The sequence below is a fragment of the uncultured Jatrophihabitans sp. genome (assembly GCF_964246335.1).
In the GTDB taxonomy this organism is placed as follows: Bacteria; Actinomycetota; Actinomycetes; order Mycobacteriales; family Jatrophihabitantaceae; genus Jatrophihabitans.
Map to the genome: position 1 here is coordinate 36673 of NZ_CAXTQF010000003.1, position 23973 is coordinate 60645.

Genomic DNA, 23973 nt, shown 5'->3' on the forward strand with positions numbered 1-23973 from the left:
CCGCTCCTCTCGCTCCGCCACGGTGTACCGGCCCCGGTGGTCCGGCGCGGGTGTCGGCCGCACCCGGGTTCCGACGACAGTTGAACCTAGCCGAGCGGGCGAACAGCACCCAACCGCACCGCCGCGTGGGCGCGGCGGTGCGGTCGGAGGGACGGAATCAGCGGCTATTTGCCGATGTAGGTGTATCTGGTGAACGGCGCGCTGTAGCCCCAGGCGTTGCGCACCTGGACCGTCACGGCGTAGTGCCGCTTGTGGTGCAGGTGGTGGAAGCGGGTGACGGTCGTTGCACCCGACAGCCACTGGTGGGAGTAGGCGAGCCACCGGTGGATCGAAGGGTGGTACATGCTCAGTGTCACCACGGTGCTGCTGACGTGAAAACTGCTCGATGAGCGCGTCCACGCGGCGTACACCGTCGACTGGCCGTGACGTGCAGCGGCAGTGACCGTAGGTCGGCTCGCGGTCCGGGTCGGCACCGGGATGCACGAGCGGGACGAGCTGGTGGCCGGGATCGGCGTCTCGTTGTGGACGGCGTTCCAGTGCGACGCTCGGCCGCGCGGTAGCTGCTGGGGCCAGGTGACCCGCGCGCCGCCGTTGCTCGGGCAGGCGAGGGTGTGGGTGATCTCGACGTACCGGCCGTGCGCCTCGCCGCCGATCTTCTTGGCGACCATGACGTAGCGCAGCCACGGGTGGGCGTGGCACCCCGCATAGCCGCTGTTGCCCATATAGGCCAGCGTGGTGCGCGGCGAGACGTATTGGCCGCTGCGGACCAGGATCCGGCCGAGGTGGCCGTAGTAGGTGAGGACACCGTTGCCGTGGTCGATGTAGAGGTAGTCGCCGCGGCTCTGCGCGTGACCGCATCCGGTGTGCGTGGCGCCGATGTGCACGATGCCGGCGCCCATCGCGAAGACGGGCGACGTGTAAATGCCCTTCTTGGCGACGATGTCCCAGATGTAGGTGGAGTGGTCGCCGCCGCAGCCGCTGTTCCCGCGGTAGCAGCCCATCGTGGTCTCGGTCGACGCCGGCCACCAGGTGGGGTCCGAGTACGGATGGGCGGGCGACGCGCCGTAGCTGATGATCGCCGCCTGCGCCGCGGACGGTGCCACGATCCCAGCGAGGCCGAGCACGGCGGTCAACAGGGTGAGCAGGCCGATGCGCGCCCGGTGCGTGAAGGTGATGGACATGAGGGGCTCCTGCGATCCGTGAATCGTGTGTTGGCCCCCGCCAAAGCAGGCTGTACCCGCTCTGGCAGCAATATACACATAGCGTGCTCGAACTCTTACAGTCAGTGACCGGTTTGTGTGCTCAACGCCACATCTGTGCCGGCTACTTCCCGATCCCGGCGTACCGGCCGGCCGAGAGCGCGCTGTAGCCCGCGGCGTTGTGGAACATCACGTAGACGCGGTACTGCCGCCGGTGCGTCAGCCTCGCGAAGCTGACGGACGTGGCGCTGCCCGACAGCCAGGCGGACGCCTGCGGAAGCCATCGCCGGATGCTCGGGTGGTACTCCTGGAGTGCGACGACGGTGGTGCCGACGCCGTAGCCGGACCATGCGCGGGACCAGTGCGCGTACATCGTCGACGCGCCGCGTCGTGCCAGACCGACTCCGGTGGGCTGCGCCGCGGTGGTCGCCGGCGCCGTGATGCACGAGCGGGACGTGCTGGTGGCTGGGATGGGCGTCTGGTTGGTCACGGCGTTCCAGTGCGCCGCCGCGCCGCTCGGTAGGTACTGCGGCCAGGTGGTGCGCGATCCGCCGTCCGCCGGGCAGGCGTACGTCGACCTGAGTTCGACGTACTGCCCGCTCCTGCCGCCGTGCTTCAGGGCGACCATGACGTAACGCAGCAGCGGCCAGGTGTGGCACTTGGCGTAGCCACTGTTACCCATGTAGGCCAGCGCGGTCCGCGGCGACACGTACTCCCCGTTGTGCACCAGGATCCGGCCGAGGTGCCCGTAGTAGGTCAGCACACCGTTGCCGTGGTCGACGTAGACGTAGTCACCGCGGTTCTGCACACCACCGCAGCCGGTACCGGTCGCGCCGATGTGCACGATGCCGGCGCCCATCGGGTAGATCGCCTGGTTGTCGACGCCGTTCTGTCCGACGATGTCCCAGATGTAGGTGGCGTGGTCGCCGCCGCAGCCGGGGTTGCCGCGGTAGCAGCCCATGCTCGCCGGCACCGACACCGGCCACCACACGGGATCGGAGTAGGGGTGCGCTGCGGACGCACCGTCGCCGACGGCGGTCGCGCCGGCCGCCGCGGCGGTCGCGGCGCCGGTGAGGCACAGCAACGCGATCAGCACCAGGAGCAGCACGGCGCGGGTGCGCTGCGCGATGGCGAGGGGCATGGCTTACTCCGGCATTCGACGAAGACGTGACGTCTGTACGGCCCCCGCCGACAGGGGTCTACCCGGTTGTCACTTCATGTAAAACCAGTGTTAGGTGCACACCTGCAAGGGGCGCTGCACCTGGGCGTCGTCGAACCAGTCCAGGCTCGCACCGTGCTGGCCGGCAAACGCGATCGGCCGCTCGTCCACGGCCAGCACGAACCGCCCCGCCCCGTGGGCCGGCGGCGGGACGGACCCGACGATCCCGGGCGCCTCGTTGGCCACCCAGCAGGTAGGGCGTTGCCCGGCGAGCCCCGCGACCGCTTCCCGGAACGCCGCGCGCCCGGCGGGGTCGACGTAAGCGAGCACGGCCGTGTGGAACACGACCAGCATGACGTCCGGCGGCACCTGCTCGACCACGCCGAGCAGGTCGTGCACGAGATCACCCTGCGCGATGCGCGGCGGATCGGCGCGCGCGATCGCGACGGCAGCGTGCAGCCGAGCGAAGCGCTCGACCTCTTCGGGCCAGATCAGTGATTCCAACCAGCGCACATCGTCATCGTCGGACACGTCGAGCGGGTTCAGGTCGAGCCCGCCGCGCCACCGGACATGCGGCACGGTGCTCGGCAGCGGCGCCGGCCCGGTCGTCGCGCACGGCAGTGTCACCGACCCGTCGCCGACCTCGTGCGCGGCACCGGACGAGGTGTAGCGGTAGGCATAGCGGTCCGGATAGAGGCACAGCCCCGCTGACGCACCGACCTCGAGAAGCGCGAGCGGCTGGGGCAGGCCGGCCAGCACCGGCAGCAGTGCCGTGCAGCGGGCCGCCTCGTTGGTCTGGGTCCGCCTGACACGCATGACGTCAGCCACGTCACCCCACCGGTCGCCGAGGAAGTCGCGAAACGATCGCCATGTGTCGACCGGACCGCCGAGGTAGCGCACCGCGCCCATCAGCAGGTTCGGCTGGCGCTTCATCGCCGGCAGGGTTTCCAGGCCCGCGAGCAGCTGCGCGTCGTCGGCCGCCGCAGCGGCCAGGCGCGCGTAGGACGGCGATATCGCGCCGTAACCGTCGCGCGCCATCTCGCGGTAGCGCTCGGCGGTGTCGCGGCCGAGACCGGTCCAGTCCGGTACCGGGTCAGGCACCAGCGCCGAGCTTGGCGAGCAGGATGTCGCGCACCGCGGCGGCGTCGGCTTGCCCGCGGGTTGCCTTCATCACCGCTCCCACGAGGGCGCCGACCGCCGCGACCTTGCCGCCGCGCACCTTCTCGGCGACGTCGGGGTTGGCGGCGATCGCGTCGTCCGCGGCCTGCTCGAGCGCCGAGGTGTCCGACACCCGTTGCAGCCCGCGTTCGGCGACGACGGCGTCCACGCCGGCACCGGTCTCGAGCACGCCGTCGACGGCCTGCCGGGCGAGCGCCGTGGACAGCGTGCCGTCGGCGACCAGCGCGATGACCCGGGCCACCTGCGGCGGCGTGATCGGCAGCTCGGCCGCAGCGACCTCACGCTCGTTGGCCTTCTGCGCGAGGTAGCCGAGCCACCAGTTGCGCGCCTCGCCGATCGGCGCCCCGGCGTCGACGGTCGCGGCCACGACGTCGACCACGCCGGCGTTGCTCAGGTGCGTCATGTCCTCGGCGCCGACCCCGAGCTCGTCGCGCATCCGGGCGCGGCGCGCGGCGGGCAGCTCGGGCAGCGACGCGCGCAGCGTGTCGACCCACGCGGGGTCCGGAGCCATCGGGACGAGGTCCGGCTCCGGGAAGTAGCGGTAGTCGGTGGCCTCCTCCTTGCTGCGCCCGGGCCGGGTGTCGCCGGTCTGCTCCTGGAAGTGACGCGTCTCGAGCAGCACGCGCTCGCCAGCGTCGAGCACCTGCGCCTGGCGCACCATCTCCGAGCGCACCGCACGCTCGACTGAGCGCAGCGAATTGACGTTCTTGGTCTCGCTGCGCGTGCCCAACGTGTCGCTGCCGCGCGGGGCGAGCGACGTGTTGACATCGCAGCGCAGCGACCCCTGCTCCATGCGCACGTCGCTGACGCCGAGGGAGCGCAGGATGTCGCGCAGCTCGGTGACGTAGGCCCGCGCGACCTCGGGGGCGAGCTCACCGGAGCCGGTCACCGGCCTGGTCACGATCTCCACGAGCGGGATGCCGGCGCGGTTGAAGTCGACGAGCGAGTAGTCCGCGCCGTGAATGCGCCCGGACGTCCCGACGTGGGTGTTCTTGCCGGTGTCCTCCTCGAGGTGCACCCGTTCGATCTCCACGCGCACCGTCCGATCGCCGACCTGCACGTCGAGGTAGCCGTCGACACACAGCGGTTCGTCGTACTGCGACGTCTGGAAGTTCTTCGGCATGTCCGGATAGAAATAGTTCTTGCGCGCGAACCGGCACCACGACGCGATGGAGCAGTTCAGGGCCAGACCGATCCGGATGGTCGACTCGATCGCCTGCTCGTTGGCCACCGGCAGCGCACCCGGCAGTCCGAGGCAGACCGGGCAGGTGTGGGTGTTCGGGGGCGCGCCGAACTCGGTGGCGCACCCGCAGAACATCTTGGAGGCGGTCCCGAGCTCGACGTGCGTCTCGAGCCCGATCGTCGGGTCGTACTTCTCGGTGACCGTCGCGACGTCGTCGCTGCGCGTCGTGGTCATTTCGCAGCTCCGGTCAGCGCGGGGATGCGGGCGAGCACCGGCTCGGTGGCTGCCTCGAACGCCGCGGCTACGCGGTAGCCGCGCTCGTCGCGCTGTGCGGGCGACATGATCTGCAGGCCGACCGGCAGTCCTTCGGACAGCCCGCACGGCACCGAGATCGCCGGGGTGCCCGCGAGCGATGCTGGCAGCGTGCACAGGTCGTTGACGTACATCGCCATCGGGTCGTCGATGCGCTCGCCGATGCCGAAGGCGACGAACGGCGACGTCGGGGACACGAGCACGTCGGCAGCGTCGAAGGCCGTGTCGAAGTCGCGGGCGATCAGCGTGCGGACCTTCTGCGCCTGCCCGTAGTAGGCGTCGTAGTAGCCCGCCGACAGCGCGTAGGTGCCGAGCATGATGCGCCGCTTGACCTCCGGCCCGAAGCCGGCCTCGCGGGTCAGCGACATGACGTCCTCCATGGAGTTGACGCCGTCGTCGCCGACACGCAGGCCGTAACGCACCGAGTCGAAGCGCGCCAGATTGGACGAGCACTCGCTCGGCAGGATCAGGTAATAGGCGGGCAGCGCGTAGTCGAAGTGCGGGCAGCTGACCTCGACGACCTCCGCACCCAGCCCCTGCAACGTCTGCACTGCGGCATCGAAGGCGGCGAGCACACCCGCCTGGTCACCGTCACCGGCGAGTTCGCGCACGACCCCGACCCGGACGCCGGTCAGGTCGGCGCGCGCGCCGTCGCGGGCGGCGGCCACGACGCCCGGCACCGGAGCGTCGATCGAGGTCGAGTCACACGGGTCGTGGCCGCCGATCACCTCGTGCAGCAGCGCGGCGTCGAGCACGGTGCGCGCACACGGCCCCGCCTGGTCGAGCGAGGACGCGAGCGCCACCAGGCCGTAGCGGGAGACGCCGCCGTAGGTGGGCTTGGCTCCGACCGTGCCGGTGACCGACGCGGGCTGACGGATCGACCCGCCGGTGTCTGTGCCGATCGCGAGCGGCGCCTCGAAAGCGGCGAGCGCGGCGGACGAGCCGCCCCCGGAGCCGCCCGGGATCCGCTCGAGGTCCCAGGGATTGCGCGTCGGACCGTAGGCGGAGTTCTCGGTCGACGAGCCCATCGCGAACTCGTCCATGTTGGTCTTGCCGAGCATGACGATGCCGGCGTCCTTCACCCGCGTGGTGATGGTCGCGTCGTAGGGCGGGATCCAGCCCTCGAGGATCTTGGAACCGACCGTGGTGGGGACGCCTTTGGTGACCACGACGTCCTTCATCGCCAGCGGCACGCCGGCCAGCGGGCCCAGCGCCTCCCCCGCGGCGCGCCGCTGGTCGACGGCGCGGGCGGCCGCGAGCGCGCCGTCGGCGTCGACGTGCAGGAACGCATGCACATCGGCGTCGACCTCGGCGATGCGGTCCAGGTGCGCCTGCGCAACTTCCGCCGCGGATGCCTCGCCGGCCGCGACGAGCCCGGCCAATTCGGCCGCGGTACGCCCGGTCAGGTCGCTCATGATTCGTCCACGAGGATGCGCGGCACGCGGAACTTCTCGTCCTCGACGGCCGGCGCGCCGGCCAGCACGGACTCGCGCGGCAGGCAGGGGCGGACCTCGTCGGCGCGGTAGACATTTGTCATCGGCACGGCGTGCGACATCGGCGCGACGTCCGCGGCCGCGACCTCGCGCACCCGGGCGACCGAGCTGAGGATGACGTCGAGCTGGCCGGCGAACTGGTCGAGTTCGGCGTCGGTCACGGCCAGCCGCGCCAATCGCGCGAGGTGCGCGACGTCGTCGCGGCTGATGCGCGCAGGGTCTTCGCCGGCCGGTTGCGATGTCGTCGACACGACTGCTGAGTCTACGGACGGCGGCGGTTGCGCTGCGCGCGAGTTCCCCGCCCGTCCGCGGCCGCGGCCGCCCCCGTAACGGGCACGTCACAGGCGTGCGGCACCCTGTGCCGGTGTCCTTCCTGCTGCGGCTCGTACTGCCCGACCGGCCCGGTGCGCTCGGCGCGGTGGCGTCGGCACTCGGCACGGTCGGCGCGGACATCCTCAGCGTCGACGTCATCGAGCGCTCTCCGGGTAGCGCCGTCGACGACTTCGTGGTGGAGCTGCCGTCGGACCGGCTGCCCGATTCGCTGATCACCGCCGCGGCCACCGTGCACGGCGTGCAGGTCGAGTCCATCCGCGCCTACGCAGGGCAGATCGACCCGCACCGCGAGCTCGAGCTGCTCGAGGCACTCGCCCGTGACCCGCAGGCGTCGCTCGCGGTGCTCGCCGACGGCGCCGCGCGCATCTTCCGGGCCGGTTGGGCGCTGGTCCTCGCACCTCCCACGACGCCCGACGGCGCCGGCCGGGTGCTTGCCCGCGGCGGCGCCGCGCCGGAGATCGACGAGCTCGCCGTGCCGTGGTGGCCGCCGCGGCCCGCGCGTCAGCTCGACGCAGGAGAAACCTGGGCCCCAGCCGACTGGCACCGGTTGGACACCGAGCTGGCGGTCAGCCCGCTGGGCGACGCGGCGCTGCTCGTCGGCCGTCCGGCGTTGCGCTGGCTGGCCTCCGAGCTCGTGCGGCTGCAACACCTCGCGGCGATCGCCGCCACCGTGTCGGCCCGCCCGGTGGGCGAGCCCGCGCCGGGCGCCTACAGCGGCTGAACCCGCGACGCCCCGTTACAGTCGCCCAATGGCGAAATGGCGCGCAGCAGACATCCCGGATCAGTCCGGCCGCACGTTCGTCGTCACCGGCGCGAACAGCGGCCTCGGCGAGGCCACCGCACGTGCCTTGGCAGCACACGGCGCGCGCGTCGTACTCGCGTGCCGCAACACCGACAAGGGCGAGGCCGCAGCGGCCGGGATGTCCGGCGACGTGCGGGTGCGCGCGCTGGATCTTGCCGATCTCGTGTCGGTTCGCCGCTTTGCCGAAGAGCTGACCGGCGAGGTGGGCGAGATCGACGTGCTCGTCAACAACGCGGGCGTCATGGCGGTGCCGGAGAAACGCACGGCCGATGGTTTCGAGATGCAGTTCGGTACGAACTTCCTCGGCCACTACGCGCTCACCGGCTTGCTGCTGCCGGCCGTGCGTGACCGCGTGGTCACGCTGTCCAGCATCTTCCACTACGTCGGCCGCATCAATCTCGGTGATCTGAATTGGCAGCGCCGTCACTACCGCCGCTGGGGTGCATACGCCCAGTCCAAGCTCGCCGACCTGATGTTCGCCCATGAGCTCGGCCGCCGCCTGGCCGAGCGGGACTCGACGGTGATTTCTAGTGCGGCCCATCCTGGTTACGCCTCGACCGAACTGCAGTCGCACACCGAATCGATCCAGGATCGCATCCTTGGCATCGGCAACACCGTGATGGCGCAGGACGCTGAGCACGGTGCGCTGCCCGAGCTCTACGCCGCCACGATGCCCGATGTCGTCAACGGCGCGTTCTACGGGCCGGACGGCCCCGGCGAACTACGCGGTCACCCGCACCGGGTGCGGTCGTCCAAGGCCTCCCGTGATCCCGAGGTGGCTGCGAAGCTCTGGGAACGCGCCCGCGAGATGACCGGCGTGACGGTCTTGGCCGACTGACTGCTCGCGACGGCCTGCGGAGCGGCAGCGGCCTGCACCGTGCGGCCGCGGCGGCGCCGCCACCGGGCGAGCAGAGGGGTGGTCACGGCGTCGGCCCACCGCTGGGCATAGGGCATCACGCTGGGCAGCAGCAGTAAGACGATCGCGCCGGCGAACCAGCCGCCGACGACATCGCTGAACCAGTGCGTGTCGAGGTAAACGGTGCCGAGCCCGACCGTGACGGACAGGAACACCGCGCTCCACACGGCGAACCTGCGGTGCTTGATCGCGATCATCGCGATCAGCCCGTACAGCACGACGGCATTCGACACGTGGCCGGAGGGGTAGATGTCGCCGCCGACGAGGATCTCGTGCGCGTGGCTCGTCTGCCGCGGGCCGAGCCGCCCGGTGGCGAGCTTGACGACGCCGACGCTGACGTTGAGCAGCACGAACGACGTCGCCAGCAGGACCAGCGGCCGCGTCGAGCGGGTCCGCCAGGTGACCCAGCAGAAGTACGGCAGGAAGAACAGCGTCGCCGGACCGCGCTGGCCGAAGATCACGTAATGCTTGATCCACGGATCCCAGCTGGGGAACTGGCCGCGCAGGTCGAGGCGCAGGAAGTCACGGTCGACGCGGATGACCGGACTGTTGAACAGCACCCCCAGGGTCAGCGCCAGGTAGACGACCAGCACGACGACCAAGGTGACCGTCCGCCATGCCGACGGGTGCTCTCGGATCGAACGCCGTGCCCGCGCGATCATCGACTGGTCGAGTGGCGCCGTAGCGGGCCCCTCGGGCGGGACCGGGCGAGCGGTCGCCAGCTCGCGTCGCCCGAACATCGCCGAATCCACTCCTGCCGTCACGTTCATGGTGCCCCGGCGCCGGGACCGGCAACCCGCCGCCCACCGCACCTGTGAACGCGGCCACCCGCGGTCAGCGGGTCTGCGGGCCGTCGGCGAGAAGATCCCGGAACCCGCCCTCGTCGAGGACGGTGACGCCGAGCTGCTCGGCTTTGTCAGCCTTGCTCCCTGCATTCTCGCCCACGACGACGTAATCGGTCTTCTTCGATACCGAATTGGAAGCCTTGCCCCCGCGGCTCAGGATGGCCTCCTTGGCCTCGTCGCGGGAGAACCCGGCGAGCGATCCCGTGACGACGACGCTCAGGCCGGCGAGTGTGCGGGGGGTGGAATCGTCGATCTCGTCGGCCATCCGCACGCCGGCCTCGGCCCATTTGTCGACGATCGCGGCGTGCCATCCGACGGCGAACCACTCGGTGACGGCGTCGGCAATCGTCGGGCCGACGCCCTCGGCGTCGGCCAGTTGCTCGACCGAGGCGTCGCGCACGGCGCGCAGGTCGCCGAACTGGGTGGCCAGCGCTCGGGCGGCGGTCGGCCCGACGTGCCGGATCGACAGCGCGACGATGATCCGCCAGAGCGGGCGATCCTTGGCCTGCGCGAGGTTCGCGATCAGCTTCTCGCCGTTCGCGGACAGCGTCCGGCCGTCGTGCACCCGCTCGGCGGGATCGCTCTTCTTCGCCGCGCGGGTGTACTGCGGCACCTGCGCCAACGTGGCGCGGGCCGCGGCCTCGTCACCGTCCGGGCCGGGCGCGAGGGAGAACAGGTCGCCCTCGTCGGTGAGCACGCCGGCGTCGAGCAGCGCCGTGGCGCCCTCGTAGCCGAGCGCCTCGATGTCGAGCGCGGAGCGCGACGCCAGGCTGAACAACCGCTCGCGCAGTTGCGCGGGACAGCTGCGCCCGTTCGGGCAGCGGATGTCCTTGTCGCCCTCCTTCTGCGCGGCGAGTGTCGTGCCGCACGCCGGGCACGTCGTCGGCATGACGAACGGTCGCTCGCTGCCGTCACGCAGTGCCTCGACCGGCGCCACGATCTCCGGGATGACGTCGCCCGCTTTGCGCAGCACCACGGTGTCGCCGATCAGCACGCCCTTGCGCTCGACCTCCCACTTGTTGTGCAGCGTCGCCATCTCGACGGTCGAACCGGCCACCTTGACCGGTTCCATGACGCCGTAGGGGGTGACCCGGCCGGTGCGCCCGACGTTGACCCGGATGTCGAGCAACTTCGTGTTGACCTCCTCCGGCGGGTACTTGAATGCGATGGCCCATCGCGGTGCCCGACTGGTCGACCCGAGCCGACGCTGGAGCGTCAACTCGTCGACCTTGACCACCACGCCGTCGATCTCGTGCTCGACGTCGTGCCGGTGCTCGCGGTAGTAGTCGATGAACTCCTGCACGCCGCGCAGATCCGGCACGACCCGTACCCGGTCGGACACCGGCAGCCCCCAGCCGGCGAGCCGCGCGTACCACTCCGACTGCGCGCCGACCTGCGGGCCACCCTCGACCTTGCCCACGCCGTGCAGCACGAGCGACAGGTGCCGCGTGGCGGTGACCCGCGGATCCTTCTGCCGCAGCGATCCCGCGGCAGTGTTGCGCGGATTCGCGAACGGCGGCTTGCCGGCCTCCACCAATGCCTCGTTCAGCTCGGTGAACCGCGCGACGGGGAAGAAGACCTCGCCGCGCACCTCGAGCAACGACGGAACGTCGTCGCCGGTGAGCCGGTCGGGCAGGTTGTCCAGCGTGCGCAGGTTCGGGGTGACGTCCTCCCCCGTCCGACCGTCGCCGCGGGTCGCGCCGCGCACCAGCCGACCGTTCTCGTAGACGACGTCGACGGCAAGCCCGTCGACCTTGAGCTCGCACAGATAGCCGGGCACGGTGCCGCCCGCGGCGTCGGCCGCGCGGGGTGCGAGATCGCGCTCGACACGCTGCGCCCAGGCCTCGATCTCCTCGGTCGAGAAGGCGTTGTCCAGGCTGAGCAGGCGCTCGAGATGGTCCACGGGCGTGAACAGCGTCGAGTACGTTCCGGCCACACGCTGCGTCGGCGACTGCGGCGTGCGCAGATCGGGGTAGGTGTCCTCGAGCTCCTGCAGGCGGCGCATCGCGGTGTCGTACTCGGCGTCGCTGATCGTCGGCGCGTCGAGGACGTAGTAGCGGTAGGACGCGTCGTCGAGCTGCTGGGACAGCTGCGCGTGTTCCTGCCGCGCGGAGTCCTGCGCCGTTGCCTGCACAGCCTTCGCCATGAGGAAAACTTACTGGGCAGGTCCGACGTCGCGGCAGCATCGATGAATCCCCGCTGCACCTCGCTACGGCGAGGCGCAGCGAGGATTCATCGTGTCCGACCGGTCGGCCGCAGCCACGCCCCGTGCCCGCCCTCGTCCGAGGATCTGCACCCGGTGATGAACGGTGCGTCGTACCCGGTCACCTGTGCAACGTGCTGGGCCTGCGCGGTGCAGAAAGGGGAGTCGAACCCCGGACGCGGCCCCTCGCGTCGCCGAAGGATGATCGATTTGCCCCTCGATCCGGGGTCGGTGCACGCCTCCACGGACTACCTGCTGCCCGCAGCCGATCGATCAGCGGATCAATCGAGGAGATCGACCTCCCAGTTCGCCTGCGCCAGGGCGTCGGTGATAGTGCCGCCGGTGCCGCGCAGCTCACTGGCGGCGTTCGTCCGGTTGATCCGGCGTATCAACGACTCGAGCTCGTCGAGAACGCCATCGGCCTGCGCCAACAGCGCAGCGGCATCCTCTGCCGGCTCCTCGCCTTCCTGGAATCGCGCGCTGCGCACAGCGCGAGCGCGCAGTTGCTCGACCCTGCGCGACGCGTCGGCCCGCTGCGCGAGCCCCTCGGCCAACTTCATCAGTGCACCGCCCCTCCTGTTCCGCTTCGGAAGTGTCCACTGGGCGTCAAGCGGGATCGGGCACCGCCGCGAGGGCGCGCCGCCGGGTCACCACCACCGTGCTCATGACGGTGCCGAGCACGGCGATGTAGACGGGAAACGCCCACGTCGCGACGTTCCAGTGGTCGATCGTCAACACTGTGATCGCGCCGTTGAGCGCGGACAGCGCGAACACCGACGCCTGCTCGGTCTCGGGTGCGATCCACGACTTGCGCAACGTCGGAATGCCGCCCATGAGGTCGGCGAACACCGCGAAGACGACCGCCGGTGTCGGATCGTCGAGCGACAGCCAGATCACCAGCGCGGCGACCGACACCAGGCCGCAAGCGATGTCGAACCGACCGATGCGCCAGTAACTGCCCGGGTTGACGAAGGACGCGGCGAGGATCGCCGCGGGGCCGAGCCCGACGGACAACGTGAGGATCGAGGGCAGCCCGACCCCTTTGTCGAGCTGCGCGAAGAAGCCGATGATCGGTGCAGTCGCCCACAGCGTCCACGTGACACGGTTGGGCTTCGTGCGGCCGTGGACGGTCTGCCAGATGTAGCGGACGGTGCCGAACAACGTCAGGGCCGCGCCGAGCAGGACGAAGCGTTGGTCGATCACGATTCGCGGTGTCGCGCCACGATACGAACCTACGACGTCGCGCAGGATGGCGCAGCTTCGCCGTTGATCGCGAACGAGCGCGAGCCAACAATGGCTGCATGAGCACCTACGGGACAACCTTCGTGATCGACGTGGCGCCGGGTTCGGCGTACCGGCCCTCGAACGCCGTCCGGGCGAGCCTCGTCGACGGGTTCCGGACCCGGGCTGCGGACGGCTGGGAACGCGTGTCGGTGAGCGTGTCCGAGATCGAGGTCGTCGATGACCTGCTGTCCGGCCTCGCGGCCGCTGGCACCGCGCGGCTTGCCGTCGCCGAGGACAACGACGAGTTCGGTGCACGGTGGGTGGTCGCCCGCGCCAGCGACGGTGTCGTCGAGGTCGTGCATCGGCGCTACATCCTGAATGCCGATCCGGAGTCTTCCGACGAGGTGGACGTGGCGCTGGAGGACCTGGACGGCGATCCGCGCGACGCCGACATCGCGGGCGTGCCGGCCGCGACCGCAGCCGCGGACACCTTCGGCGTCGCCGCTCCTGCGGTCGTGGACGCGGAAGAGGAGTCGGCCACCGCGTGGGAGGAGATCGGCATCGTCGGCGGGCCGTTCCCGTGGTGGGACGCGCTCGGACTGCCGTGGCCGGTGCCCGCACCCGCCGATGCGCGGCCGCTCGACTGGTGAGCTGACCGACGCGTCAGGCGGCGTCGTCGAGCATGGCCTTGCTGAGGTCGCGCAGCAGCGACAGCGCGCGTCGCACGTACGCCTGCGACGCGCCGGCGAGACCGCACGCGGGCGTCGGAACGACCGACGCGGGCAACTGCGCCGGCGCGAAGCCCAGTGCACTCCACAGCCGGGCCACCCGACCCCGCAGCTGCGCGAGCTCGACGGTCGCGTCCGTGCCAGGCAGCACGCCGAGCCACAGCGCGACGCCGGCATCGACCACGGCGCCGAGCTCGTCGTAGGCGGATGTCTCGAGCAGCGCGGTATCGAGCGCGATCGCGTCCGCACCGGCGGCGTGCAGCAGCGCGAGCGGCACGTCCGCGGCACAGCAGTGCACGACCCGCGCGCCCTCGTCCGCTACCGCGAGCAGGTCGCGCAGCGTCTGCTCGACCACGGCGGCCTCCGGCGCGCGCACCGTGCCGTACCCGGACGGGGTGGGAATGCGGGCGCCGAGCACCGCCGGCAGCGTCGGCTCGTCGAGCTGCAGCACCGGGACGGCGCCGGGGACACGCGCCGTGACGGCAGCGAGGTGCGCAGCCACGCCTTCGCTCAGGGACGCGGCGAGGTCACGCACCGCACCGGCGTCACTGAGCACGGTGTGGCCGCCAGGCAGCTCCAGGCCGGCGGCGAGCGTCCACGGACCGGCGACCTGCACCTTGAGCGGGCCGGTCCAGCCGGCCGCCGCTGTCTCGAGCGCGTCGAGGTCCCAGGCCAGCAGGTCGTGCGCGCGGCGCAGGTCGCGGCCGGGATGCCCGGTCAGCCGCCAGCCCGACGGCACGAGCTCGACCGGCAGGTCGACGAGCAGCGCGGCGGCCCGGCCGAGCAGGTCCGCACCGGGCCCGCGGGCGGGCAGCTCGGGCAGATGCGGCAGGTCCGGCAGCTCGCCGAACACCAGCGTCGCCGCCTCGACGGGATCGGTGCCGGGCAACGAGCCGAGACCGGTGACCGCACCCGGCGGCCACATCGCCTGCGGCCGCGTCACGCGGTGACGTCGGCGGTCCGTGCGACGCCGGCGGTACGCGCGGCGGTGATCGTGGCCGAGCCCAGCACGGTGTCGCCGTCGTACATCACGAGCGCCTGCCCCGCCGCCACGCCGTGCTGCACACCAGCCAGCGTCGCGGTCACCGCGCCGCCGGCCGTATCGACCTCGACCCGAGCGTTGCTCGTCATGCCGTGTGCCCGCAGCTGCACGGTGCACTCGAATGCGGCCTCGGGTGCTGCGCCGGACGTCCACACCGGATCGAGAGCCTCGACGGTGTCGACGGCCAGCCGCTCGCGGGCCCCGACGACGACCGTGTTGTCGGCCGGCCGGATGGACAGCACGTAGCGCGGGTCGCCCCCGGGTGCCGGGCGGGAGAGATTCAGCCCGCGTCGCTGCCCGACGGTGAAGCCGAACGAGCCGTCGTGCGTGCCGAGCACCTCGCCGGACTCGGCGTCGACGATGGGTCCGGACCGCGCACCCAGCCGGCGCGCGAGGAAACCGCGGGTGTCGCCGTCGGCGATGAAGCAGATGTCGTGCGAGTCGGGCTTGTCGGCGACGGCCAGCCCGCGCCGGGCAGCCTCGGCCCGGACGTCGGTCTTCGTCGTGTCACCGAGCGGGAACATCGCATGCGCGAGCTGTTCGCCGGTGCATACGGCGAGCACGTACGACTGGTCCTTGCCGGCGTCGACCGAGCGCCGCAGTCGCCCGTCGTCCAGCCGCGCGTGGTGCCCGGTGACCACGGCGTCGAAACCGAGCGCGAGCGCACGGTCCAGCACGGCCGAGAATTTGATCTTCTCGTTGCACCGCAGGCACGGGTTCGGGGTGCGGCCCGCGGCGTACTCGTCGACGAAGTCGTCGACGACGTCCGCGCGGAATCGTTCGGCGAGATCCCAGACGTAGAACGGGATGCCGAGCACGTCGGCCGCCCGCCGTGCGTCGTTGGCGTCCTCGAGGGTGCAGCAACCGCGCGCTCCGTGCCGCAGCGTCGCGGGCTGCGCGGACAGCGCAAGATGCACGCCGGTGACGTCGTGCCCGGCGTCGACGGCACGCGCCGCGGCAACAGCGGAGTCGACCCCGCCGCTCATCGCGGCCAGGACCCTCACGACACGGCCGCCGAGGCGAGCCTGGCGCGACGGGCGCGCTCCACGGCGGGCACGAGCGCGTCCACGGCCGCGTCGACGTCGGCCTCGGTCGAGTCGTGCCCGAGCGAGAACCGCAGCGCGCCGCGGGCGAGCGCCGGGGTGGCGCCCATTGCCGACAGCACGTGCGACGGCTGTGCCACGCCGGCCGAGCACGCCGAGCCGGTGGAACATTCGATGCCACGTGCGTCGAGCAGCATGAGCAGCGCGTCGCCCTCGCAGCCGGGGAAGGCCAGGTTCGCGACACCGGGCAGCCGGCGCGTCGGGTGGCCGTTGACGACGGCGTCCGGCACGGCCGCGAGGATGCCGTCGACGAGGCGCTCGCGCAGCCGCGAAACACGCGTGGCCGTCTGCGCGCGCCGCTCGGTGGCCAGCCGCGTCGCGACAGCGAGACCGACGGCGCCCGGCACGTCCAGCGTGCCGGACCGCACGTCGCGTTCCTGGCCGCCGCCGTGCAGCAGCGGCATGCACTCGACGTCTCGGCGCAGCACGAGCGCGCCCGCGGCGGGCGGCCCGCCGAGCTTGTGCCCCGTCATCGTCAGGGCGTCGAGCCCGGACGCCGCGAAATCGACCGGCACCGCACCGACGGCCTGCACCGCGTCACTGTGCATGGGGATGCCATGCTCGCGCGCGAGCGCCGCCAGCGCCGCGATGTCCTGCACGGTGCCGACCTCGTTGTTCGCCCACATGACGCTGATCAACGCGACCGAGCCCGGGTCGTCGGCGATCGCGGCGGCCAGCGTGGCCGGGTCCAGGACGGCGGCTGCGTCGACCGGCAGCACCACCGCCTCGGCGCCCTCGTGCGCGACCAGCCAGTCGACGGCGTCGAGCACGGCGTGGTGCTCGACGGCGCTCACGATCACCCGCCGACGACGCGGGTCGGCACGTCGGGACCAGTAGATGCCCTTGACCGCCAGGTTGTCCGACTCGGTGCCGCCGGCCGTGAAGATCACCTCGGACGGCCGGGCACCGATCGACGCGGCGATGGTCTCGCGCGATTCCTCGACGTGCCGGCGCGCCTGGCGCCCGGCCGCGTGCAGCGACGACGGATTGCCCACCCGGCCCATCGCCTGCGTGACCGCGGCGATCGCTTCGGGCAGCATCGGCGTGGTCGCTGCATGGTCGAGGTAGTGCATCGCCTGACCAGCTTACGACCGGGGGCCCTACGTTCGGGCCGGTCGGGCACGGACTGCGGCGGCAAAGCCGACGGCGGCGATCGCGCACATCGCGAGGTCGACGCCGGTGAACGCGGCGGTGAACCCGATCGCGTGCCGTGCGGCGGCCGCGATCAGCACACCGGCGATGCCGGTGGTGAGCGCGTTGGCCGTGGAGTCGGCGAGCTGCAGTGCCGCCGAATCCGCGCCGCGCGTCGCGTCCGTCGTGAAATTGAGCAGCAGCACGCTGGCGCTCGACATCGCCAATCCGGCACCGAACCCCGCGATGAGCCACGAGACGAAGGCACACCACGCGGTGGGGCCCGGCACCGCGGCGACGGCCATCAAGGCGGCCGCCACCGCCACGCATCCGAAGCCGGCGCGCACGAGTCGCGCGCGGACGTGCGGGCCGCGGGAGTCGTCGGCCCGGCCCTGCACCCAGGAGCCGAACGCCCAGCTCAGACCGGCACACGCCAGCGGCAGACCGGCCACGGTGGCGCCGTACCCGTGCTGCAGGGTGAGTGACAGCGGCACCGTGGACTCCACGCCGAAGAACGCGCCGGCGAGCAGGCCGCGCAGCGCGACCGCCGCGGAGACGCCGGGACGCACCCGGAACGTGCCGGCCGGCACCAGGCGGCGGATCCCCCACACCAAAACCAGCAGGCCGGCCACGGCGATCCCGATCGCCCACAGCGAGGGGTGCTGACCCGCCTGTTCCAGCGCCGCCACGCCGGCCGCCACGGCGACGGCGCGGGCCAGGCGCGACGGACCGGCGAAGCGCCCGGTGCGGGTGGTCGGCGTCGCCAGCTTGCGCAGGGTCGGCGCGATCAGCACCCCGCCGAGCACGCAGAACGGCGCCAGCCCGAGGAACACCCAGCGCCAACTCGCGTGCTGGGCGAGCAGGCCGGAGATCGCCGGGCCGATCAGCGACGGCACCACCCACGCCGACGACGTCGCGGCGAACAGCGGTGGCCGCAGTCGTGACGGGTAGGCCTCGCCCATCACGACGTAGATCGCGGTGATCATCAGCCCGCCGCCGAGGCCCTGCACCACCCGGCCCGCGACGAGCTGCAGCATCGTCGTCGCCGTGCCCGCGACGAGCAGACCGGCGACGAAGCAGGCCACGCCGACGAGCACGGCAGGCCGCGGACCACGCGCGTCACAGATCTGCCCGGAGGCGACCATGGCGACGACGTTCGCGACCAGGAAGCCGGTGAACGCCCACCCGTAGGCGGCGAGGCCGTGCAGTTCGCGGGCCGCGGTCGGCAGCGCGGCCGACACCGCCATGGCCTCGAACGCGATCAGCGTGATCAGCGTCAGGATGCCGACCGTGGTCGCCCGCAGCTGCCCCGCGAAGATCGACCCCGGCGCCTGCTGCTGCGCCCGGGCTGTCGAAGTCACCTGCACAGCATGCAAGGTGAAGTCGACTTCACCTCAACGGCATCGTCAACCAATCGCCGCGGAACACGACGAGTGGCGCGGATTTCTGCGCCGCCAGGCAGATTCCGCGCCACTCGTCGAGCGGGTACGAGCTACTTCCGCTTACTGATCTCCTCGGTGAGCTGCGGCGCGACCTCGAACAGGTCACCGATCACCCCGAAGTCGGCGATCTCGAAGATCGGCGCCTCGGCGTCCTTGTTGATCGCGACGATCGTCTTGGACGTCTGCATTCCGGCGCGGTGCTGGATCGCGCCGGAGATGCCGACGGCGACATAGAGCTGCGGCGACACGGTGACACCGGTCTGGCCGACCTGCATGGTGTGCGGCACCCAGCCGGCGTCGACGACAGCGCGCGAGGCGCCCACGGCCGCGCCGAGCGAGTCGGCGAGTTTCTCGATGATGTCGAAGTTGTCGGCCTTGCCGATGCCTCGGCCGCCGGACACGACGACCGACGCGTCGGACAGCTGCGGGCGCGAGCCCTTCTCCTCCACCACGGTGTCGGTGACCTTCGCGGCCTTCGCGGCGTCGGACACGGTGACCTCGACCTTGACCTCGTCGGCAGCACCGGAGGACGCCTCGGGCGCGACCGAGTTCGGCCGCACGGTGATCACGGGCGTGCCCTTGGCCTTGGCCTTGACGGTGACCGCTGCGCCGAAGATCGACTGCGTGACGCCGCCGTCGGCGTCGAGGCCGACCGCGTCGTACAGCAGGCCGGACTCGAGCTTAAGGGCCAGCCGCGCTGCGATCTCCTTGTTCTCCGCGGTCGAGGCGAGCAGCACAGCTGCGGGCGACGCCTGGTCGGCGACGGCCTTGAGCGCTTCGGCCTTGGGCGCGACGGAGTAACCGGCGATGTCGTCGTTCTCGACGACGTACACCTTCGCTGCGCCGAACTCGGCAAGTTGGTTCTTCAGCGGCTCCGCGGTGCCGGGTGCGCCGACGACCACGGCGGCCGGTTCGCCGAGCTGACGCGCGGCGGTCAGCAGTTCGAGGGTCGGTTTCTTGACGGTTCCGTCGAGCGAGTCGACGAGGACAAGTACTTCAGCCATGGTGATGTCTCCTAGTCGGTTCGACGGGTCAGATGAGCTTCTTGGACGCGAGGTAATCGGCGATCTTGACGCCGCCGTCGCCCTCGTCCTTCACGCTCTGCCCAGCCTCACGCGGCGGCGCGGCTTCGAAGGACTCGACCGACGTCCACGCGTTGTCGAGCCCGACCTCGCCGGCGTCGAGGCCGATGTCGGACAACGACTTGACCTCGATCGGCTTGTTCTTGGCGGCCATGATGCCCTTGAAGGACGGGTACCGCGGATCGTTGATCTTCTCGACCACGCTGATGACGGCGGGGGTCGCGCCCTCGACCTTCTCGTAGCCGGTATCGGTGACCCGCTCGATGGTGACGGTGGACCCGTCGATCGTCACCTTGCGGGCCTGCGTGAGCTGCGGCGCGCCGAGCACCTCGGCGAGCAGGGCGGGCACGACCGCACCCCGCGCGTCGGTGGCCTCGGAGCCCGAGATGGCGACGTCCCACTCGATCGAGCCGAGTGCCTTGCCCAGCACCTTCGCGGTCGCGACTGCGTCCGAGCCGTGGATCGCGTCGTCCTGCACGTGCACTGCCTTGTCCGCGCCCATCGACAACGCCTTGCGGATGGATTCGGTCGCCTTCTCGGGGCCGACGGTGAGGATGGTGACCTCGCCACCGTGCGCCTCCTTGAGCAGCAGGCCCTCCTCGATGGCGAACTCGTCGATGTAGTTGATCACCGGGTCGACCGCTGCGCGGTCGACGGTGTTGTCGGACGAGTTGAGCTTGCGGTCGCCCTCGGTATCGGGCACCTGCTTGACCAGCACAACGATGTTCATGCGCTCGTAGACCTCTCAGACGAAACGTCGCAGACCCGCAAGCACTTCTCGCGGGAATTCGGACGCGCATCGGCGGCGTGCCCGTGGTGCAAGCTTCGCGCACCGGGCTTCGTGCCGACACGTTCTCGTAACACTGTGCCCAAGTTACTCGCCAGTAGCAATATGACGCTGCTCTCGGTGGGTCCCGCGGGCTCAGAAGTCGGCGACTGCCGGCACGAGCCGCTCGCCGACCAACTCGATCGGGGTGATGGCCGCGACGTTGTCCAGGCGACCGTGGACGTGCTGCACACCGATGCCCGCGAGGCGTCGGCACTCGGCGATCACGTCGTCGATCTTTTCCCCGTTGTCGCCGATGTCCAGTGGCATCATGACCGTCTTCTCGATCTCGGCGTAGTCGCGGCCGACGTCGTCGCAGTGCTGCCGCAGCACGTCGAGTTTGTGCTCGAGCTCGGGCCCGGCGAACAGGTTGCACGCCTGCGCGTACTGCGCCACGAGCCGCAGCGTCTTCTTCTCCCCGCCGCCACCGATGAGAATGGGCGGGTGCGGGCGCGCCAGCGTCTGCGGAACGTTCATGGTGCGCGTCAGGTGGTAGTGCTTGCCGTCGTAGGCGGAGTCGTCGTCGCTGCACATCTGCAGGAAGATCTGCAGGGTCTCCTCGAGCCGCTCGAACCGTTCGGCCGTCGGTGGGAAGAACAGGCCGAGGCCCGCGGCCTCCTCGTCGTTCCACGCGGCGCCGATACCCAGCCAGGCCCGGCCGCCGGAGAGCACGTCCAACGTCGACACGCACTTGGCGAGCAACCCCGGATCGCGGTACGACACCGCCGTCACCCAGGTGAGCAGCTCGATGCGCGACGTCTTGGCCGCCAGGTAGCCCAGTGTCGTGTACGCCTCGAGCATGTCGTTCTCGATCGGGCCGACGGGGCGGATCTGCCACACGTGATCCATGACGCTGAGCTTGGCGAAGTCGGCCTGCTCCGCAGCCTCGGCGATCCGGCCGAGGTCGTCGGCGAGCGCCGGCGGCCCGCTGGGGTAGGTGAAGTCGCAGACGTGCAGGCCGAGCTTCATTCCAAGACGCCCCTTCCGTGGGGTTGCGGGCCCGCGGTCGCGGGTACGGACTCGCCTTCGACGTTAGTCCGCGGACCTGCCGGGGGTAGGTCGGCAGGCATGGCTGACTCCGACACCTCGATCACCGTCTCGCGCGACATCGACCATTCCGCGAAGGACATCTTCGACGTGCTGTCGCTGCCGGACCGGCATGCGCAGCTCGACGGTTCGGGCTTTGTGCGCAGCGCCGACCACGCCGACCGCATCACCGCCAACGGGCAGACGTTCCGGATGAACATGACCGGCCCGCACATGGGCGGTGACTACCAGACGGACAACGTCGTGACGGGCTTCGTGCGCGACAAGCTGATCTCCTGGAAGACCGCGCCGGCAGGCACCGAGCCGCCCGGGTGGGAATGGGTCTGGGAGCTCGACCCGCAGGGGCCGCGCGCGACCCACGTCACGCTGACCTACGACTGGAGCAAGGTCACCGACAAGGAGCTGCTCAAGAAGGTCGGCTTCCCGCTCGTGAGCAAGCACCAGATGGAGCAGTCCCTCGCCCGGCTCGAGGAGACCATCAGCGGCAGCTGATAACTCAGCGGTAGCAGCCGACCCGCGCACGGGTGGTGGATCAGCCCGCACTGGTCCTGACGACGCGGCCGTCACGCATCCACAGGGTCACGCGGTGGGGACTCAGGTCGAACGTGATCGCGCCGTTCTCGTCGACCACCCGGACACTGAGGTCCCCCTCCATCCCGACAACGGCGCGTGCCTCGGCCTCGGTCAAACCGACGAGTTCGTCCGCCACAGCCTGCGTGCGCTCCAGCTCGAGCCGGAAGCGGCGCTCGAAGTCGGCAGGGTCGTCGGCCATTGCTCAACGGTCGCATCCCGCAGCCCGTCTGAGCTAGTGCCCGCAGCTATGGTTCGCACATGGCCGAGCGGCGCACCAACGTGCGCGACGCACTGACCCGAGCGCGACGCACCCGACGTCCCGCGCTCCGCGTCGAACCCGCGGAGCAACCGGCAGGGCTGGAGCCCGACGGCGGCGACGCCGAGGGCCACGGCCTCGTCGATGCCGCGGTCTACCGGCACGGCCGGCGCACCGACAGCCCGGCCACGCTGGCCGACACGATCGCGAACCTGCACGAGCACCGCGAAGCGATGGCGTGGATCGGCCTCTACCGGCCGAGCGAGCAGGAACTGAACTCGCTGGCGCGCGAGTTCGGGCTGCACGAACTCGCTGTCGAGGACGCGATCTTGGCTCACCAGCGCCCGAAGCTCGAACGCTACGGCCACACGCTGTTCGTCGTGCTGCGGGCCGCCCGATACCTCGACGACGTCGAGCAGGTCGAGTTCGGCGAGCTGCACGTCTTCCTCGGCCACAACTTCGTGATCACCGTCCGGCACGCGGAGAGCCCGCACCTGGGTGAGGTTCGGCACCGGCTGGAGGACGACCCGGAACTGCTCGCGCGCGGCACCGAGGCGGTGCTGTACGCGATCCTCGACACCGTCGTGGACGGCTACAGCCCGGTCGCGGACGGGCTGGAGACCGACATCGACGAGATCGAGACGCAGGTCTTCGGCGGTGACCCCGCGGTGTCGCGGCGCATCTACGAGCTCTCGCAGGAGGTGCTGGAGTTCCAGCGGGCGACCGTGCCGTTGAACGCGATGCTCGACGCGCTCGCGCACGGTTTCGAGAAGTACCACGTGGACGAAGAACAGCGCCGGGCCCTGCGTGACGTCGCCGACCACGTCACGCAGGTGAACGAGCGCGTCGAGCAGTTCCGCGTGCAGTTGCGCGACATCCTCACCGTGAACTCGATCCTGGTGGCTCAGCGGCAGAACGAGGAGATGACGGCGCTCAGTCGCGCCAGCAACTCGCAGAACGACGAGGTGAAGAAGATCTCCGCGTGGGCTGCGATCGGCTTCGCTCCGACGACGATCGCGTCGATCTACGGCATGAATTTTCGGCACATGCCCGAGCTGGGCTGGTACCTCGGCTACCCCTTCGCGGTGTTGCTGATGGTGACCGCAGCGGTCGTCCTCTACTTCCTGTTCAAGCGGCGTGGCTGGATCTGACGCGCTGCCGCTGACCGGCGAGCGCACGGTGCCGGGCATCGCGCACGAGAACTACTGGTTCCGCCGGCACGAGGCTGCCTACCTGTGGGCCGACGTACGCCACGCCCGGGTGCTCGAAGTGGGCTGCGGCGAGGGCTACGGCACAGCAGTGCTGGCCCGCGGCGCCGCGACGGTGGTCGGCGTCGACTACGACGCACCGACGGTGGCGCACGCGGCACGCACCTATCGCACGGCGTCGTTCGTACGGGCCAATCTCGCGGCGCTCCCGGCGGCCGACGCGTCGGTGGACGTCGTGGCGACGTTGCAGGTCATCGAGCATGTGTGGCACCACGTCGAATTCCTCGCGGAGTGCCGTCGCGTGCTGCGCCCGGCCGGCATGTTGCTCGTCACCACGCCCAACCGCCTCACGTTCTCCCCCGGACTCGACGAGCCGGTCAATCCTTTCCACACCAGGGAGTTCAGCGCCGCGGAGCTGACGTCGCTGTTGACCGCATGCGGGTTCACGCCGACCTGGGTCGGTGGCCTGCACGCCGGGCCGCGGCTGCGCGCACTGGACGTCGAGCACGGCGGGTCGTTCGTCGACGCCCAACTCTCGGTGGAGCCGCCGGCCTGGTCCGGGCGGTTGCTCGACGACGTCACGAACGTCCGTGCCGACGACTTCCGCATGCTGCCCGACGCCGAGCGAGACGTCGACCGCTCGCTGGACGTGGTGGTCCTGGCCACTCCCCGCGCCGACGGCGCGGC

22 protein-coding genes and 1 pseudogene are annotated in these 23973 nt (G+C 70.9%); 5 read left to right on the forward strand and 18 right to left on the reverse strand.

The features are described 5' to 3' along the window. Positions 1–164 precede the first annotated feature (164 nt). The 6 genes from ACFFCN_RS01640 to gatC all read right to left on the reverse strand — a co-directional run bounded on the left by ACFFCN_RS01640 (position 165) and on the right by gatC (position 6776). Positions 165–1181, reverse strand: coding sequence for a M23 family metallopeptidase (locus ACFFCN_RS01640; RefSeq protein ID WP_375489075.1), 1017 nt, complete (start codon positions 1179–1181; stop codon positions 165–167). Positions 1182–1323: 142 nt separating this feature from the next. After that, positions 1324–2340 carry a M23 family metallopeptidase gene (locus ACFFCN_RS01645; protein WP_375489077.1) on the reverse strand — a complete coding sequence of 339 codons (1017 nt, stop codon included), beginning with the start codon at positions 2338–2340 and terminating at the stop codon, positions 1324–1326. A gap of 90 nt (positions 2341–2430) precedes the next feature. Then, complete coding sequence (locus ACFFCN_RS01650) at positions 2431–3459, reverse strand: DUF2332 domain-containing protein (RefSeq protein WP_375489079.1); 1029 nt, start codon at positions 3457–3459, stop codon at positions 2431–2433. Further along, on the reverse strand, positions 3452–4954 hold the full coding sequence (gatB, locus tag ACFFCN_RS01655; protein ID WP_375489081.1) for an Asp-tRNA(Asn)/Glu-tRNA(Gln) amidotransferase subunit GatB: 1503 nt from the start codon (positions 4952–4954) through the stop codon (positions 3452–3454). Before gatB ends, ACFFCN_RS01650 begins: the two co-directional genes overlap by 8 nt. Beyond that, the gene (gatA, locus tag ACFFCN_RS01660; protein WP_375489083.1) at positions 4951–6447 is read right to left on the reverse strand and encodes an Asp-tRNA(Asn)/Glu-tRNA(Gln) amidotransferase subunit GatA; all 1497 of its coding nucleotides are present in this window, start codon (positions 6445–6447) and stop codon (positions 4951–4953) included. Before gatA ends, gatB begins: the two co-directional genes overlap by 4 nt. Next, positions 6444–6776: an Asp-tRNA(Asn)/Glu-tRNA(Gln) amidotransferase subunit GatC gene (gatC, locus tag ACFFCN_RS01665; protein WP_375489085.1), complete on the reverse strand. Its 333-nt coding sequence runs from the start codon at positions 6774–6776 to the stop codon at positions 6444–6446. The genes gatA and gatC overlap by 4 nt, the downstream gene beginning before the upstream one ends. A gap of 113 nt (positions 6777–6889) precedes the next feature. Between gatC and ACFFCN_RS01670 the strand changes: the two genes are divergently transcribed. Continuing rightward, positions 6890–7579: an ACT domain-containing protein gene (locus ACFFCN_RS01670; RefSeq protein ID WP_375489087.1), complete on the forward strand. Its 690-nt coding sequence runs from the start codon at positions 6890–6892 to the stop codon at positions 7577–7579. 28 nt (positions 7580–7607) lie between these two features. Then, complete coding sequence (locus tag ACFFCN_RS01675) at positions 7608–8498, forward strand: oxidoreductase (RefSeq protein WP_375489089.1); 891 nt, start codon at positions 7608–7610, stop codon at positions 8496–8498. Here the strand turns inward: ACFFCN_RS01675 and ACFFCN_RS01680 are convergent. The 4 genes and pseudogenes from ACFFCN_RS01680 to ACFFCN_RS01695 all read right to left on the reverse strand — a co-directional run bounded on the left by ACFFCN_RS01680 (position 8390) and on the right by ACFFCN_RS01695 (position 12827). After that, entirely contained in the window at positions 8390–9316 is a 927-nt protein-coding gene (locus ACFFCN_RS01680; protein WP_375489091.1) for a phosphatase PAP2 family protein, read from the reverse strand. The two genes, ACFFCN_RS01675 and ACFFCN_RS01680, sit on opposite strands and share 109 nt — an antisense overlap. 94 nt (positions 9317–9410) lie before the next feature. After that, on the reverse strand, positions 9411–11567 hold the full coding sequence (ligA, locus tag ACFFCN_RS01685) for an NAD-dependent DNA ligase LigA (protein WP_375489093.1): 2157 nt from the start codon (positions 11565–11567) through the stop codon (positions 9411–9413). A gap of 368 nt (positions 11568–11935) precedes the next feature. Next, positions 11936–12184, reverse strand: a pseudogene (locus ACFFCN_RS01690) (DIP1984 family protein); the annotation flags it as partial. 46 nt (positions 12185–12230) lie between these two features. Further along, complete coding sequence (locus tag ACFFCN_RS01695; protein WP_375489095.1) at positions 12231–12827, reverse strand: hypothetical protein; 597 nt, start codon at positions 12825–12827, stop codon at positions 12231–12233. 98 nt (positions 12828–12925) lie between these two features. Between ACFFCN_RS01695 and ACFFCN_RS01700 the strand changes: the two genes are divergently transcribed. Continuing rightward, positions 12926–13498 (forward strand): hypothetical protein, encoded by a 573-nt coding sequence (locus tag ACFFCN_RS01700; protein WP_375489096.1) that lies wholly within the window; start codon positions 12926–12928, stop codon positions 13496–13498. 13 nt (positions 13499–13511) lie between these two features. Here ACFFCN_RS01700 and ACFFCN_RS01705 read toward each other — a convergent pair whose 3' ends face one another. The 7 genes from ACFFCN_RS01705 to ACFFCN_RS01735 all read right to left on the reverse strand — a co-directional run bounded on the left by ACFFCN_RS01705 (position 13512) and on the right by ACFFCN_RS01735 (position 21171). Next, a complete protein-coding gene (locus ACFFCN_RS01705) occupies positions 13512–14519 on the reverse strand; it encodes a methionine synthase (RefSeq protein WP_375489098.1) in 1008 nt (335 codons plus the stop codon). Next, positions 14516–15622 (reverse strand): tRNA 2-thiouridine(34) synthase MnmA, encoded by a 1107-nt coding sequence (gene mnmA / locus ACFFCN_RS01710; protein ID WP_375489100.1) that lies wholly within the window; start codon positions 15620–15622, stop codon positions 14516–14518. Before mnmA ends, ACFFCN_RS01705 begins: the two co-directional genes overlap by 4 nt. Continuing rightward, complete coding sequence (locus ACFFCN_RS01715) at positions 15619–16794, reverse strand: cysteine desulfurase family protein (RefSeq protein WP_375489102.1); 1176 nt, start codon at positions 16792–16794, stop codon at positions 15619–15621. Before ACFFCN_RS01715 ends, mnmA begins: the two co-directional genes overlap by 4 nt. A 27-nt stretch (positions 16795–16821) precedes the next feature. Beyond that, entirely contained in the window at positions 16822–18213 is a 1392-nt protein-coding gene (locus ACFFCN_RS01720) for an MFS transporter (RefSeq protein WP_375489104.1), read from the reverse strand. 131 nt (positions 18214–18344) lie between these two features. Continuing rightward, on the reverse strand, positions 18345–19298 hold the full coding sequence (locus ACFFCN_RS01725; RefSeq protein ID WP_375489106.1) for an electron transfer flavoprotein subunit alpha/FixB family protein: 954 nt from the start codon (positions 19296–19298) through the stop codon (positions 18345–18347). A 28-nt stretch (positions 19299–19326) separates the two neighbouring features. Continuing rightward, a complete protein-coding gene (locus ACFFCN_RS01730) occupies positions 19327–20106 on the reverse strand; it encodes an electron transfer flavoprotein subunit beta/FixA family protein (protein ID WP_375489108.1) in 780 nt (259 codons plus the stop codon). Between the two features lie 192 nt (positions 20107–20298). Then, a complete protein-coding gene (locus tag ACFFCN_RS01735; RefSeq protein ID WP_375489110.1) occupies positions 20299–21171 on the reverse strand; it encodes an LLM class F420-dependent oxidoreductase in 873 nt (290 codons plus the stop codon). Between the two features lie 99 nt (positions 21172–21270). Between ACFFCN_RS01735 and ACFFCN_RS01740 the strand changes: the two genes are divergently transcribed. Beyond that, complete coding sequence (locus tag ACFFCN_RS01740) at positions 21271–21741, forward strand: polyketide cyclase (protein ID WP_375489112.1); 471 nt, start codon at positions 21271–21273, stop codon at positions 21739–21741. 40 nt (positions 21742–21781) lie between these two features. Here ACFFCN_RS01740 and ACFFCN_RS01745 read toward each other — a convergent pair whose 3' ends face one another. Next, the gene (locus ACFFCN_RS01745; RefSeq protein ID WP_375489114.1) at positions 21782–22021 is read right to left on the reverse strand and encodes a hypothetical protein; all 240 of its coding nucleotides are present in this window, start codon (positions 22019–22021) and stop codon (positions 21782–21784) included. A gap of 59 nt (positions 22022–22080) precedes the next feature. Here ACFFCN_RS01745 and ACFFCN_RS01750 point away from each other — a divergent pair, with 59 nt between their 5' ends. Further along, positions 22081–23229 carry a magnesium and cobalt transport protein CorA gene (locus ACFFCN_RS01750; protein WP_375489116.1) on the forward strand — a complete coding sequence of 383 codons (1149 nt, stop codon included), beginning with the start codon at positions 22081–22083 and terminating at the stop codon, positions 23227–23229. Positions 23230–23973 lie beyond the last annotated feature (744 nt).

What these genes read in the sequence shown, in the direction of transcription:
- ACFFCN_RS01640 (WP_375489075.1), bottom strand. Translation starts at nt 1,181, where the DNA reads ATGTCCATCACCTTCACGCACCGGGCGCGCATCGGCCTGCTCACCCTG.
- ACFFCN_RS01645 (WP_375489077.1), bottom strand. Translation starts at nt 2,340, where the DNA reads ATGCCCCTCGCCATCGCGCAGCGCACCCGCGCCGTGCTGCTCCTGGTG.
- gatB (WP_375489081.1), bottom strand. Translation starts at nt 4,954, where the DNA reads ATGACCACGACGCGCAGCGACGACGTCGCGACGGTCACCGAGAAGTAC.
- gatA (WP_375489083.1), bottom strand. Translation starts at nt 6,447, where the DNA reads ATGAGCGACCTGACCGGGCGTACCGCGGCCGAATTGGCCGGGCTCGTC.
- ACFFCN_RS01675 (WP_375489089.1), top strand. Translation starts at nt 7,608, where the DNA reads ATGGCGAAATGGCGCGCAGCAGACATCCCGGATCAGTCCGGCCGCACG.
- ACFFCN_RS01680 (WP_375489091.1), bottom strand. Translation starts at nt 9,316, where the DNA reads ATGTTCGGGCGACGCGAGCTGGCGACCGCTCGCCCGGTCCCGCCCGAG.
- ligA (WP_375489093.1), bottom strand. Translation starts at nt 11,567, where the DNA reads ATGGCGAAGGCTGTGCAGGCAACGGCGCAGGACTCCGCGCGGCAGGAA.
- ACFFCN_RS01700 (WP_375489096.1), top strand. Translation starts at nt 12,926, where the DNA reads ATGAGCACCTACGGGACAACCTTCGTGATCGACGTGGCGCCGGGTTCG.
- ACFFCN_RS01715 (WP_375489102.1), bottom strand. Translation starts at nt 16,794, where the DNA reads ATGCACTACCTCGACCATGCAGCGACCACGCCGATGCTGCCCGAAGCG.
- ACFFCN_RS01725 (WP_375489106.1), bottom strand. Translation starts at nt 19,298, where the DNA reads ATGGCTGAAGTACTTGTCCTCGTCGACTCGCTCGACGGAACCGTCAAG.
- ACFFCN_RS01730 (WP_375489108.1), bottom strand. Translation starts at nt 20,106, where the DNA reads ATGAACATCGTTGTGCTGGTCAAGCAGGTGCCCGATACCGAGGGCGAC.
- ACFFCN_RS01735 (WP_375489110.1), bottom strand. Translation starts at nt 21,171, where the DNA reads ATGAAGCTCGGCCTGCACGTCTGCGACTTCACCTACCCCAGCGGGCCG.
- ACFFCN_RS01740 (WP_375489112.1), top strand. Translation starts at nt 21,271, where the DNA reads ATGGCTGACTCCGACACCTCGATCACCGTCTCGCGCGACATCGACCAT.
- ACFFCN_RS01745 (WP_375489114.1), bottom strand. Translation starts at nt 22,021, where the DNA reads ATGGCCGACGACCCTGCCGACTTCGAGCGCCGCTTCCGGCTCGAGCTG.
- ACFFCN_RS01750 (WP_375489116.1), top strand. Translation starts at nt 22,081, where the DNA reads ATGGCCGAGCGGCGCACCAACGTGCGCGACGCACTGACCCGAGCGCGA.